The 12,974-nt window shown below is 34.2% G+C and carries 12 protein-coding genes and 2 pseudogenes; 3 read left to right on the forward strand and 11 right to left on the reverse strand.

Features of this window, described 5'->3' with window-relative positions; genetic code table 11:
- Positions 1-48: 48 nt before the first annotated feature.
- The 5 genes and pseudogenes from prpB to ACODS7_RS06825 form a co-directional block, all read right to left on the reverse strand.
- Positions 49-957: a methylisocitrate lyase gene (gene prpB, locus ACODS7_RS06805; protein ID WP_029442244.1), complete on the reverse strand. Its 909-nt coding sequence runs from the start codon at positions 955-957 to the stop codon at positions 49-51.
- An 18-nt stretch (positions 958-975) separates the two neighbouring features.
- Positions 976-2,412, reverse strand: coding sequence for a 2-methylcitrate dehydratase (gene prpD / locus ACODS7_RS06810; protein WP_029442243.1), 1,437 nt, complete (start codon positions 2,410-2,412; stop codon positions 976-978).
- Positions 2,413-2,510: 98 nt separating this feature from the next.
- Positions 2,511-3,632 (reverse strand): citrate synthase, encoded by a 1,122-nt coding sequence (mmgD, locus tag ACODS7_RS06815; protein ID WP_016081729.1) that lies wholly within the window; start codon positions 3,630-3,632, stop codon positions 2,511-2,513.
- A gap of 395 nt (positions 3,633-4,027) precedes the next feature.
- Positions 4,028-4,318, reverse strand: a pseudogene (locus ACODS7_RS06820) (HesB/YadR/YfhF family protein).
- Between the two features lie 15 nt (positions 4,319-4,333).
- Positions 4,334-5,479, reverse strand: a complete 1,146-nt coding sequence (locus tag ACODS7_RS06825) for an MFS transporter (RefSeq protein WP_029442242.1) — start codon at positions 5,477-5,479, stop codon at positions 4,334-4,336.
- A gap of 235 nt (positions 5,480-5,714) precedes the next feature.
- Here ACODS7_RS06825 and ACODS7_RS06830 point away from each other — a divergent pair, with 235 nt between their 5' ends.
- Positions 5,715-5,999: a hypothetical protein gene (locus ACODS7_RS06830; protein ID WP_029442241.1), complete on the forward strand. Its 285-nt coding sequence runs from the start codon at positions 5,715-5,717 to the stop codon at positions 5,997-5,999.
- A 393-nt stretch (positions 6,000-6,392) separates the two neighbouring features.
- Here the strand turns inward: ACODS7_RS06830 and ACODS7_RS06835 are convergent, their stop codons facing one another.
- A complete protein-coding gene (locus tag ACODS7_RS06835; RefSeq protein ID WP_243168109.1) occupies positions 6,393-8,909 on the reverse strand; it encodes a PBP1A family penicillin-binding protein in 2,517 nt (838 codons plus the stop codon).
- Between the two features lie 466 nt (positions 8,910-9,375).
- Between ACODS7_RS06835 and ACODS7_RS06840 the strand changes: the two genes are divergently transcribed.
- Positions 9,376-9,585: a KTSC domain-containing protein gene (locus ACODS7_RS06840; RefSeq protein WP_000977080.1), complete on the forward strand. Its 210-nt coding sequence runs from the start codon at positions 9,376-9,378 to the stop codon at positions 9,583-9,585.
- 65 nt (positions 9,586-9,650) lie between these two features.
- Here ACODS7_RS06840 and ACODS7_RS06845 read toward each other — a convergent pair whose 3' ends face one another.
- The 5 genes and pseudogenes from ACODS7_RS06845 to ACODS7_RS06865 all read right to left on the reverse strand — a co-directional run bounded on the left by ACODS7_RS06845 (position 9,651) and on the right by ACODS7_RS06865 (position 12,499).
- On the reverse strand, positions 9,651-9,863 hold the full coding sequence (locus ACODS7_RS06845) for a YqaE/Pmp3 family membrane protein (protein WP_016081733.1): 213 nt from the start codon (positions 9,861-9,863) through the stop codon (positions 9,651-9,653).
- 199 nt (positions 9,864-10,062) lie between these two features.
- Positions 10,063-10,737 (reverse strand): DUF6944 family repetitive protein, encoded by a 675-nt coding sequence (locus ACODS7_RS06850; protein WP_016081734.1) that lies wholly within the window; start codon positions 10,735-10,737, stop codon positions 10,063-10,065.
- Positions 10,738-10,982: 245 nt separating this feature from the next.
- Positions 10,983-11,690, reverse strand: a complete 708-nt coding sequence (locus ACODS7_RS06855; protein ID WP_243168110.1) for an SDR family oxidoreductase — start codon at positions 11,688-11,690, stop codon at positions 10,983-10,985.
- 141 nt (positions 11,691-11,831) lie between these two features.
- Positions 11,832-12,119: pseudogene (locus ACODS7_RS06860) on the reverse strand (hypothetical protein).
- A 44-nt stretch (positions 12,120-12,163) separates the two neighbouring features.
- Complete coding sequence (locus ACODS7_RS06865) at positions 12,164-12,499, reverse strand: hypothetical protein (protein WP_016081736.1); 336 nt, start codon at positions 12,497-12,499, stop codon at positions 12,164-12,166.
- Between the two features lie 208 nt (positions 12,500-12,707).
- Here ACODS7_RS06865 and gerPF point away from each other — a divergent pair, with 208 nt between their 5' ends.
- A complete protein-coding gene (gerPF, locus tag ACODS7_RS06870) occupies positions 12,708-12,923 on the forward strand; it encodes a spore germination protein GerPF (protein WP_001141569.1) in 216 nt (71 codons plus the stop codon).
- Positions 12,924-12,974: the final 51 nt, after the last annotated feature.

A 12,974-nucleotide genomic window follows, 5' to 3' on the forward strand; every position in this document is an offset into this window, starting at 1 on the left:
GCAGTTCGTTTTGCCAAAGATGTATTCTCATCGCCTTAGTTGTTTTATCTATTGATCCTCTGATAATACTGTTTTTGCAATTCCAGTATCTAATTCTTCAAAGTCATGATATGAAATTGTTTCATATAACTCACTTCTCGTTTGCATACTTGAAAGTGCATCTTTTTGAGAACCTGTTTCCTTAATTAAAGTAAACACATTCTCATATGCTTTCGCTGCAACACGAAGTGAAGTTACAGGATAAATAACCATTTGGAAGCCCATATTTGCAAATTCCTCTGCACTATAATACGGTGTTTTCCCGAACTCAGTCATATTCGCAAGTAAAGGCGCATTTACTTTACTATTAAATAGACGGAACTCTTCTTCTGATTGAAGCGCTTCAGGGAATATCGCATCTGCACCTGCTTTTACATAGGCGTTCGCTCTTTCGATCGCTTCATCTAAGCCTTCTACACCGCGAGCATCTGTACGTGCCACAATATATAAGCTTGGCGCAACTTCTTTAATCGCTTTAATTTTTTGAACTAATTCTTCTGTAGTAACAAGTTTCTTACCATTTAAATGTCCACATTTCTTCGGTAATTGTTGATCTTCAATTTGAACAGCCGCAACTTTTGCTTCCACCATTTCTACTGCTGTTCTCGCTACGTTTAATACACCGCCAAATCCTGTATCAATATCAACAAGAACTGGTAAATCTGTAGCTCTAACTAGATCTCTTGCTCTCTCAGCCACTTCAGTAGACGTCACGATACCTAAATCTGGTAAGCCTTTACTTGCAGTATAAGCAGCTCCTGATAAATAAAGAGCTGAAAAACCTGTATTTTTTGCAACTAAAGCCGCCATTGCATCATGAGCACCTGGAATTTGCAAAATTTCATTTGCTTCTACTAAAGCTCGGAATCGATTCGCAAGCTCCTCTTGTGTTGACTGCTTTTTCACAACCCAAGCCATTCTAAATTCCCCCTATTATTAAATTAAGAATAGATCTACAAATTCATTTACATTCATATTTTCTAGCTTTTCTTCATTTAAACAAACTTCATGAATTTGTTCTTGTTGCTTACTAGAATAATGACCTGCCATATTTGCAGTGAATTTTCGAACAACTTTTGGAATTGCTTCGTCTCTACGGAAACGATGACCAAGTGGATATTCACATTCCACATTTTCTGTTACAGTGCCATCCTTGAAATGAACTTGAACAGCGTTGGCGATTGAGCGCTTGTTCGGGTCAAGGTAATCTAAACTGTACTGTTTGTTTTCAACAACAACCATCTTATTACGTAATTCATCTACACGTGGATCATTTGCTACTGCATCCTCATAGTCATCCGCAACGATATCTCCTTTTAATAAACCAATTGCCGTAATGTATTGTAAACAATGATCACGATCAGCCGGGTTATTTAATGGACCTTCTTTATCGATAATACGAATTGCTGATTCATGAGTTGTAATTGTAATACGGTCAATCTCATCTAATCTTTCTTTAATTTCTGGATGTAATTTCACAGCACACTCTGCAGCTGTTTGTGCATGGAATTCTGCTGGATATGATACTTTAAATAATACATTTTCCATTACATAAGACTCTAGTGGTCTAGCTAATTTTAATTCTTGTTTGTTAAATAATACATCTTGGAATCCCCAACCTGGTGCAGATAATGCTGTTGGATAACCCATTTCACCTTTTAGAGCAGTCATTGCAAGATGAACACCGCGGCTCGTTGCGTCACCTGCAGCCCATGATTTACGTGAGCCCGTATTTGGAGCATGACGATATGTACGAAGACTAGAATTATCAATCCACGCATGTGATAATGCATTAAAGATTTCTTCACGTGTTCCGCCAAGCATTTTCGCAACTACTGCAGTTGTTGCTACTTTTACATATAATACATGGTCAAGACCAACTCTGTTTAAGCTGTTTTCTAAAGCAAGGACGCCTTGAATTTCATGTGCTTTAATCATCATTTCTAATACTTCACGTACTTTTAAAGCTTCTTTTCCTTCTGAAATACGAACACGGCTAATATAATCTGCAACCGCTAAAATTCCGCCTAAGTTATCAGATGGATGTCCCCACTCTGCTGCAAGCCAAGTATCGTTATAGTCTAACCAACGGATCATACATCCGATATTAAATGCACCTTTTACTGGATCTAGTACATAAGACGTACCTGGTACACGTGTACCATTTGGCACGACTGTTCCTGGCACAACTGGTCCTAGTAATTTCGTACATTCTGGATATTGTAGTGCTAAAATTCCACATCCAAGTGTATCAAGTAATACGTAACGAGCTGTACTGAATGCTTCTGCACTAGTAACCTCTTTATTTAATACATAATCCGTAATCTCTTCTAATAATGCATCTTTTTGCTTAATTTCATTTGTTTTAATCATGCTATCCTTCCCTTTCTGTCGAAAATTCGTTATTATTAATGATGGGTGTCGGTCAAACACCCATCTGGCGGGCGGCGCTAACAACTCCCCAGTTGTTCTTATTTACTAAGTACATGTCGCTCGCCAATATAATTTACACGTGGACGGAACAAACGATTATTTGCATGTTGCTCAATAACGTGTGCACATAATCCCACTGTTCTAGAGCTAAAGAAGATTGGTGTGTAAAGTTGAATTGGAATACCTAGCATCCAATATACTGGAGCTGCATAATAATCAAGATTTGGATAAATTCCCTTCTCCTTTTCCATAATCTTTTCTCCAGCTTCACACATTTCATATAGTGTATAATCACCTTTTACATCACATAACTGTTTTAAAGCTTCCTTCATCATAAGTGCTCTTGGATCCATCTTCTTCATATAAACACGGTGTCCAAAGCCCATAATTTTTTCTTTGTTATATAGTTTCTTCTGTAATAACTCTTCAAATTTCTCAACATTACCAGCTTCTAAAAGCATGTACATAACCGCTTCATTTGCACCGCCATGTAAACTTCCTTTTAAAGATGCAACTGCACCTGTTAAAGCACCGTATAAATCTGATTGTGTTGATGCAATAACGCGAGCTGTAAATGTAGAGTTTGGCATTTCATGCTCACTATATAAAACAAGGGAACGATCAAAGATCTTCTCCTCAAGTTCAGTTGGTTTTTTACCAGTTAACATATAGAAGAAATTCGCACTATAAGATAATTCTTTAAGAGGTTCAATTGGCTCCTCATTATTTAAAATATGATAGCTATTCGCTACAATGTTTGGCACTTTACTTAACAGCTTGTACCCTCGGCTTTTATTCACTTCTAACGAGCGGTTTTCGATATCATTATCGTAACCAGCTAACGCCGACACACCTGTACGTAATCCATCCATAGGATGCGTCTCTTTAGGCAATGCCTTTAGTACGTTGAATACACCTTCTGGTACTGCATATTCTTCTTTTAATTTCTTTTCAAGTACTGCTTTTTCATCTTCATTCGGTAGTTGTTCCTCCAATAAAAGGTGCACAATGTCTAAATACTCTTTTGTTTTTGAGAGTTCGATTAAGTCATACCCTTGAATTACAATTTCACCTTTTACTGTGTCAAGAAACGAGATTTTCGTCTCCGCTGCCACTATACCATCTAATCCCGGGGAAAATTTTTCTTCAGCTTTCATCATTATTTCCTCCAATCCTAATAGATCTTCGTGCACATAACTGTAAGCCTTTACAATATTGTGAAACTACATTTCTATTTCAATGTATCAGAGTTTTTAGAAGATTTCAATTTATTTTATAATGATAAGTTTCCTACACTTTTTTTACTGTAACAATACAATTTTTTGAAAATAATTATTATGTTTTATAAAGAAAGAATAGACTTCTTTGTGTATTTTTAAAAACAAGATATAAAGATTTTTCATATAACACCGCCAAATACACCATTATTCTAATTTTATTTGAGAAATAGAAAAAACGAGCTGTACATAAATACAGCTCGTTACTATATGATATTTATTTCACTATCTCTTAAATATAATTTTTATATAAAACTTATTCATTTTTAATAAAGTTATTATTTTACATAATTAAATTGAATTTCTTCCATTTTCTCATAATAACTTACAAATAAATCATAGTTTTGAAAATACCAAAGATCATCACAATCTACAAAGAATATAATACCTTCCTTCTCAACTGACACTATTTCCCCATCTGCTTTCTCAGCAACAACCCCTCAAGAATATCCGGGCTGAATTGAACTATCCCCTCCGTACCTTACAGTAAAACGTACAGATTCACCGTGCTTTATACGTAATTCTTCCTGGAACCATTGCAGAGCTTTACGATCAATTGAAATTCTCATCTTTATTCCTCCAGTTTACGCAAACTCTTTTTTTCCTAATCGTTGTTTTACAAAGAAGACGAAAATAATTAAGGCTATTAATGCTGAAATTGCGCTCCCTGAAAATAAAATACGATAACCAAACATTTGTGAAACCACTCCAAGTAAAATAGCACCTAATCCGATTCCTAAATCAAATGCTGTAAAAAATGAAGCATTCGCAACTCCTCTTTTACTCGGATCAACAATTGTAAGCATTGCCGCTTGCAAAGCTGGCTGCGCTGAACCAAATCCAATACCGTATAATGTTGCTGCGATAATTACACCTAACAAACTATTTGAAATAGTTAAAACAACTATAGCTAAAATAGTAATACATAATGCGGGGAGTATGATGAATACTTCTCCATACTTATCTAATAGTTTCCCTGAAATTGGTCTTACAATTGTTAATGCAATTGCATATACAAGAAAGAAAGTTCCCGGATTCACATGAATTGATGATGCAAATAACGGTAAAAAGGTTGTAATTCCTCCATATGCAAACGATAAAAAGAATACTACAATCGTGATTGTTAATACAGATTTCTCAAATAGCTGAATTTTTCCTTTTTCTTTTTGTGGCGTAAATGGCATCTTCGTTATTAGTGATAATACGACTGCCATAAAAGATAACAACGTCGCTAATAAAAATAGACCATGAAATGAATAATTTTGTACAACCCATAGTCCAATCATTGGTCCGATCGCCATTGCAATTGTCATCGCCATCCCGTACCAACCCATACCTTCACCGCGGCGTGAATCTGGAATAATATCCGTTATTGCTGTTCCAACAGCTGTTGTAGAAACAGCCCATGTTACTCCGTGAATAACACGTAAAACAGCTAAAAGGACAATAGTCGATGCTATATTATAGGAATACATCGTTAATCCAAAAAAGATGAGTCCGAAAATAATAAAGGATCTTCTACCATATTGATCTAACATTCCTCCAATAATCGGTCGTATTACAACAGCAGCTATTGTAAACATCCCCATCATGAGTCCAACTTGCGATTCATTGCCACCTATCTCTTTAATAAATAGCGGTAGCGTTGGGACAAGTAAATAAAATCCTGTAAATAAAAATAACATTGCGAAAGTCATTTGAATAAATGATTTCGTCCATAATCGTTCCATAAAAATCCCTCCATACACTCGTAAAATATTACGATTAACACCCTCATTGTACATTTTATTGATCTTTTTTCCCTCCGCAAATAGACGTATCTTTTCTTATTAAATAGTCCACCATCAGCTTACATTAGTCTTAAGACTTTGTACGCATGTTTTAAACGAAAGTCCTATATATGTACCTTTATACGTGTGAAAAGAATATACTAATTTATTATCACAACTTAGGAGTGATTATTTTATGTGGGTATTATCATCAAGAGTAACTGTCGCGGTTCCTTCGATACCCGAAATACATGCCCCCGCCGTTCATACAGCAAGTTCCGATGTCGGCATTGAACTTCCAGAAATTTGGCAACAATACCAATCACCAGGTCAAACTACCCCTTCATTTTGGCATCATGGTGCCCATCCAAGTAGCACTACCTTTTATCACCCTAGCTACGCTCCACCACCTCAGGCCCAAGTCTTTTATCATTTCCCATCAATTTATTTTCAAAATTTTTATGGTACGTTTAACATTTAATAGCCATCACTGTATTCCCCCTACATTGCAATAAAGATTAACTTCACTCCAGTTTCAACATAAAAAAGTCGAATTTCCTAAATAAGAAATTCGACTTTTTAAATTGTTTCCCCAACTAAAGTAACCATTAAAGAAAGATATTTATTAAAGATTTGAATATAATTTTTACTTATTTAATACTTTATATGATTCATCACAGTTAGTCACTTTGCGGGATAACCAACACATACCATCTTTTGCAAATAGACTTTCCTCTCTTTACGTTAATTCACTCTTTTTCTTCTATCCAGCCCTTAACATTACATTTTCTGTAGCAAAATGAAAAAAGCACTTAAGATTGTAAATTCCTACAAATCTTAAGTGCTCTTTTGAAAACTTTTCTATAAATTTTTCTTATTGTCCATTATTGGCAGGAACCTCTCCTGCATTTCCACCATTATTTGGTTGTACTGTTGCAGGTGGGGTTGGAGTTCCTTGACCTCCATCATTATGTGCTGGAGGTGTCGTTCCTTGGCCTCCTCCGCTATTTGCTGGAGGTGTCGTCCCTTGGTTTCCTCCGTTATTAGCTGGAGGTGTCGTTCCTTGACCTCCTCCGTTATTTGCTGGAGGTGTCGTTCCTTGGCCTCCTCCATTATTCGCTGGAGGTGTCGTTCCTTGACCATTTCCGTTATTTTGTTCATTTTGTTTCTTTTCTTCTTCTTGTTTCTTTTGCTCTTCTAGTTTCTTTTGCTCTTCTAGTTTCTTTTGTTCTTCTTGCTTCTTAAGTTCCTCTTGTTGCTTTTGTTCTTCTTGTTTTTTCAGTTCTTCTTGTTTCTTTAATTCTTCTTGCTTTTTCTCTTCTTCAGTTTTTTGCTGTTGATCTTGTTTTGGTTGCTCCGTTGTATCCGGCACGCTAGTATTTGGCGATGAATCACGTTTTTCACCTTTTATACGTAGCTCACTACCTTCTTGAATGACGCTACTTGGCATTTTAAAGCGTGATTTATCTGTAGCCATTTCGCTCATCATTTCTTTAAAGATCAACTGTGCAATTTTCGTATTTTTACTACTAATATACTCGTCTTTACCATCTTTCATATACCCAGTCCATACTGCCATCGTATATTGCGGTGTATATCCAGCAAACCAACTATCACGAGTTGCACTTTCTGGAATTTTATATTGAGCTAATTGTTTTGATGAGTAGTTTGTCGTACCCGTTTTACCAGCTACATCTAAGGATGCTACGTTTGCAGATGTACCAGTACCTGATGTAACTACAGTACGAAGCATATCTGTAATCATATATGCTGTAGAATCTGTCATAACTTGTTTTGGTTTTTGTCCAAAACTTTGTGACTTACCATCTGGATAAACGACTTTCTTAACAAAATGCGGTTTCGTATATTTACCCTCATTACCAAATGCCGCATAAGCGCCCGCTATTTCAGTTGGTGATACTTCATTTGTACCAATCGCTGTTGATTCAGTCGGTGCCGCATTAAATGTAATGCCTAATTTCTCAGAGAAGTCTTTTGATTTATTAATTCCAACTTCTTTCGCAGTCTTAATTGCTGGGATATTTCGTGACTTTTCTAATGCTACACGCATTGTAATTGGACCCATATGACTTCTATCTGAATTTCGTACTTCTTGTCCCGTTGAATACTTAAATGGAGAGTCATCAATTTGATGGTACGTTGCCCATTTTAAATATTCAATTGCAGGAGCGTAGTCGAAAATCGGCTTCATCGTTGAACCAGCTGCACGATCTAATTCAATTGCCATATTATGCCCTTTAAATACAGCTTTATTTTCTCCACGGCCACTACCTATAGCACGAACCTCTCCTGTTTTCGTATCCATAAATGTAAATGCACCTTGGAATTTATCATTCGGATAATCAATGATATTATTATTTAAAATATTATCAGCAAGTTTCTGTGCTTTCGGATCTAACGTTGTATAAATTTCTAAACCGTCAGAACCGATATTAGCATCTGGTAATTCTTTTTCTACTTCTTTCACAACTGCATCCATAAATGCAGGGTATGGCATTGTTTGTAGTTGAGTTGCAGGCTTGAGTCCCTTTTCTACGTCAACTTTTGATGCTTCTTCCATTTCCTGTTTTGTTATATATCCATGTCGATTCATTAAGTTTAGAACAACATTTCTTCTTTCTGTTGCTTTTTGAACATTTTCTTTTTTCGTTGGATCATAGTTATTCGGTGCTTTCGGTAAACCTGCAAGCATCGCAACTTCTGGTAATGTTAAGTCCTTCAATTCTTTACCATAGTAGTTTTGTGCTGCTGTTGCGATCCCATATGAACGGTTTCCTAAGTTAATTTTATTTAAGTACATCTCTAATATTTCATGTTTTGAATACTGTTGTTCTAGCTTATAAGCTAAATATATTTCTTGCGCCTTACGCTTTGGTGTTTTGTCCATTGATAAGAAGTAGTTTTTAATAACTTGCTGTGTTATCGTACTTCCACCTTGAGAACCATAATCTCCTTTAAGACTTACTAGAACAGCACGGGCAGTACCTTTAAAATCTACTCCGCTATGCTCATAAAAACGTGAATCTTCTGTCGCTAAAAATGCATTTTCTACTAATTTAGGTATTTGCTCATACGTAACATTCGTCCTTTTTTCTTTTCCATATTCATATACCAAATCCCCGTTTTTATCATAAATTTTTGAGGATAACGGATTAACAAGTTTTGCTTTCTCAAGTTTTGGTGCATCCTTAATCATTACGAAAAAGGTAGCAACCCCCGCCACTAAACCAACAATACCAAGTAATAAACAAGTAATTAAAAACTTGCGAAAGAATGATGTTTTACCTTTTGGTTTTTGTGTTTTAGAAGCTGGCTGTTTTTTCTTTTTAACTTGTCGTCGTTCCTCTCGAGAACGATAATTTTCTGACATGTTACTTTCTCCTGCCTTTCAATTCTCCCGTTGATTTACTTAAAAATATTGAGGTCACTTTCTAAAATGAATTTGATTAAGAAAGTATATTGACCTGGAGCATTCAATATTTTCCCAATTCACAGATTATAAATTTTAGAATACTTCTTATACAAACTATTTTCACTTCTATTTTTCCTAATAACGCTGCCCCTTTAAGCATAGAATGTAAAAAGTGAATTTTTAATACCTCGTATAAATAATATACCTTTTTTTCAAATGGTCAATATTTTCTTATTTATAAATCAAAGGTGAAATAAAAATAGCACAACGATATGTACTTCGTGTGAACTTCTTTATAATTACGTATAACAAACATTTAATATATTGCATATAAGTATAATACCTCTTAAATTATAAGGATTTCAACTTCACAACCTCAACATCTACAAGAAATTATTAAAAATGAAAAGTGAGGAGTTGCGTAATGATGAAGCTATCTCCCGTGATTTCAAAAAATATAGTTGCTGTTGGCTATAATCCTTTTTCTATGATTTTGCGAATCCAATTAAAGAATGGTATGTACGATTTCTTTAATGTACCAGAAAGTATTTATACTGGCCTATTACATGCACAATCTAAAAGTTATTACCATAAAACTTATATTAAAAATTCTTTCCGCCACACAAAAATTTAAACTTAACACCCACTAAAAAAAAGGAGGTTAATCCTCCTTTCTTTTAAAAATATTTTATAGATGAATTATCTTCGATTCCTCTTATTGATTTCATCATATGCTTGAATTTGTTTTTTCAAACGCCGATCAGCTTTTTTATCATGCACTACAAGAATTGCATGTATAACTCCTGGAACCCAAAATATTAATGTTAATATGAAATTTATTATTGCCTGAATTGGTTTTCCACAAAATAATACAGCAACAGGTGGAAGAAAAATTGCTACTAAATACATCATCCCTTGAAAACTCCTTATTTTGTATTTTATATATCACTTTTCAAAATATAAGCAAAGAAACCTTATGATGTTGGCATTACATAAATTTTCATTAAGTATACATAGCATCTCTTACTTTAATATATTCTAACTATAGGCAAAAAAACCTACTACTATTTTAATCTTAACCTGCTTCTAAAATCAATGTATCTCCTTCTATTTATATAAGTATTTCAGACTTCCCATTGTTTTCTAGCCTATTTTCTTCCTCTATTGCAGTTACTCCAATTGCAGAAATTAACGTTCCTATCGCTTGTATCCAAATACCAATGAGTGCAATTATTCTCTCATCCTTCTTATCAAAAATACTATCTTCATTTTCTCTCTCATCTTTCAATACATTTGAAACACCTTGATACGCTTGTAATCCAGCACCTAAACTTTGCATGGAGTTACCTAATATAATAATTTTCTGTAATACATTTATATCTATCAAAGCTGCTTCTACTCCTAAAAAAGCACCGATTGATTGTAAACTGTTCCCTGTAATGATAAGATAATCATTTTCTTTCAATTGTTCATTTATATTAAAATATGTTCCTATTACAGTTGATATATTCCCTAATGCTAATAACTCAATTCCTATTCGATCAAGTAATTTACTTTGATTCTCTAAGCCTATATTTTGCTTTTCCCTTTTTTCTTCCCCGTCATTATACTTGCTCGCAATGATTTGTAATATATACCCGAGGGCTTGTAATGAGCTTCCTACAATAACAAGATCCGATTCAACTTTCTCTTCTCCAATAAACCCTCTTGTCGTTCCAATTGCAGCTGTAAGGTTCCCTCCTACTTGAAACCATGCCCCTGTCACTTTTAAACCGCTTGGATTCATTTTTATCACCTATTTAAATATTTTCTAAACCTTTCAAAATAAAGAGAAACTTTAATCAGTGGTTTTTTCTTCATCCTCCGCCTAAATTATTTGCTTTCGCTGAATTTTGAGGTGGGGGTCTTACTGACTGGCAAATAGCGGGATAAACAAATTCCATCCTTAATCTTTTATTTTATTTTTCAGATGTAATTTTGTGAATGATATAATGTGTTACTAATATAAAAAAGCACCTTAAAGGTGCTTTTTTATATGCATGCTGGGCATGTCAATGAATCTCCATTTTCATCTATTGTTATATTCAATATATATTGAATTGCTTTATGTGACCAAGTTTCAGGTGTAGGTGATTCATTTATATATTGTGGCGCACATGACTTCAGCATTGGAGTGCTAATACTCCCTCCAGGATCTAAAGCAACTACAGCCATGCCATAGGGTAATTCCAGTGCCATAGATTTAGTGATACCTTCAATTGCAAATTTCGAGGCACAATATGGCGCAAGCTCAGCTTCACCTTCTCTCCCCCAACTAGAACTCATATTAATGATAATTCCTTCTTTCCTAGCTACCATTGCGGGAACAAACGCTCTTATTACATTTACTACACCATTCACGTTTACATTCATTACATTTTCGAATTCTTGAGCCGTAATTTTCCAAAGTTGTGCATTTTGATTTACAATCGATGCATTATTTATTATAAGATCGGGAGCCGTATGTCTATTAAGTATATAATTTGCCCAATTGTTAACTTGCTGAGAATCTGAAACATCAATTACTTGGAAATCATGTATTTTACTGTACTGTTTTTTCAGTTCTTCAATTTTATCTTTTGAACGTCCACAACCATATATGTTCCACCCTAATTCATGAAATCGATCAACCATCGCACGTCCTAGCCCTTGTGTCACGCCTGTAATAATTACAGATTTACTAATTTCTTTTCGCTTCATTTCTCTCATCCTCCTTCCCTATATCTTACTCTCTTCATTTTTATTCAGCCATTTACTAAAGTATCAACTCAACTCATACTTTAGTAATGGTTTTGATATTGCATACATAAACAAAAAAGTAACCATCATGGTTACTTTTTGCTATATATCTAAAAATTCATTGTTTATTTCATTATTGTTTTTACATTTCAACTTCTCTTTTCCACATTTCTCACATTGATACATATAAAGTGAAACTTTAATCAGTGAGGGTTTTGTTCATCCTCCACTGATTATTAGTTGAACCAATCGAGCTGCCCGGCAAATAGCGGGATAAACTACACCTAGTGTACTTTTTCAAAAATTTTCATTATCCTGCATCTTAATAAAAATATATTTATGTTTACAATGCGATTCACTCAAATAATTTTTAAACCACTTTTTCAACACAACACATTCCATCCTTATGATAGAACCTTTATTTAGCTGCCTTATTACATACTTTTATTTAAATATTCAATCTCATGTTGCAATTTTTTAAATTGCTCAAAATGCATGGTAATAGATTGGCTACTACCATAATCAACATTTTGTTTCACTAATATAACACCCGTATCATGAAAAAGCGCTTCAAGTTCTTTCCTAATAGACACTTTCGCAATATGAGCTGTTTTAATTGCAGATAAAATTGCAATTTCATTAAACTTTAATTTTATTTCATTTGGACAAAATGCGTCTTCAACTAATATAACTTCATTACTATAAATTAGTGCAACAAGATTACTTGATTTGGCATCTGTTAAATCAACTTTTTTCATAATATCTTTCATTACATTTTGCCTCCTTTATTTTCGTATATATCAATTATACAAATTTTTTTAAAAAAATTACTCAACTTTATTATATTAATTTTAACACACTTTTATTGAAATCCATGCTCCAAACGTTTTACTGTTCCACAATTTTTATTATATGAACCATCTGGACTATACCTCCATATAGTAATGTTAACAACTTATTATAAAGCAGGTGAAAATTATGCCATCAGTTGTAGGGAATTTAGTTGTACAAAATAGTAATGGTTCATTTAACTTAGGTGATTTCTACAACGTTTCTCCGAAAGAAAATACGAAAGCTTATAATGGTTCCGGCGCATCAAACGTTGGCTTTGTTGTTAATACTTTTAGCGGTGTTAGTGCGACCAATACATTTGATTCTGACCTTGCAGATCAAAACCAAGTGGGTACAGCCTAATCTTATGTTCAACTTTCTGTATAGAAAATTTAAATTTGTCTATACTATAAT

It is taken from the genome of Bacillus sp. FG16 (assembly GCF_057809515.1).

Coding starts and splice junctions, on each gene's coding strand:
- ACODS7_RS06830 (WP_029442241.1), top strand. CDS start 5,715: ATGTGGGTATTATCATCAAGAGTAACTGTCGCGGTTCCTTCGATACCC.
- gerPF (WP_001141569.1), top strand. CDS start 12,708: ATGCCATCAGTTGTAGGGAATTTAGTTGTACAAAATAGTAATGGTTCA.
- ACODS7_RS06855 (WP_243168110.1), bottom strand. CDS start 11,690: ATGAAGCGAAAAGAAATTAGTAAATCTGTAATTATTACAGGCGTGACA.
- mmgD (WP_016081729.1), bottom strand. CDS start 3,632: ATGATGAAAGCTGAAGAAAAATTTTCCCCGGGATTAGATGGTATAGTG.
- ACODS7_RS06845 (WP_016081733.1), bottom strand. CDS start 9,863: ATGATGTATTTAGTAGCAATTTTTCTTCCACCTGTTGCTGTATTATTT.
- prpB (WP_029442244.1), bottom strand. CDS start 957: ATGGCTTGGGTTGTGAAAAAGCAGTCAACACAAGAGGAGCTTGCGAAT.
- ACODS7_RS06850 (WP_016081734.1), bottom strand. CDS start 10,737: ATGAATCCAAGCGGTTTAAAAGTGACAGGGGCATGGTTTCAAGTAGGA.
- ACODS7_RS06835 (WP_243168109.1), bottom strand. CDS start 8,909: ATGTCAGAAAATTATCGTTCTCGAGAGGAACGACGACAAGTTAAAAAG.
- prpD (WP_029442243.1), bottom strand. CDS start 2,412: ATGATTAAAACAAATGAAATTAAGCAAAAAGATGCATTATTAGAAGAG.
- ACODS7_RS06865 (WP_016081736.1), bottom strand. CDS start 12,499: ATGAAAGATATTATGAAAAAAGTTGATTTAACAGATGCCAAATCAAGT.
- ACODS7_RS06840 (WP_000977080.1), top strand. CDS start 9,376: ATGATGAAGCTATCTCCCGTGATTTCAAAAAATATAGTTGCTGTTGGC.
- ACODS7_RS06825 (WP_029442242.1), bottom strand. CDS start 5,479: ATGGAACGATTATGGACGAAATCATTTATTCAAATGACTTTCGCAATG.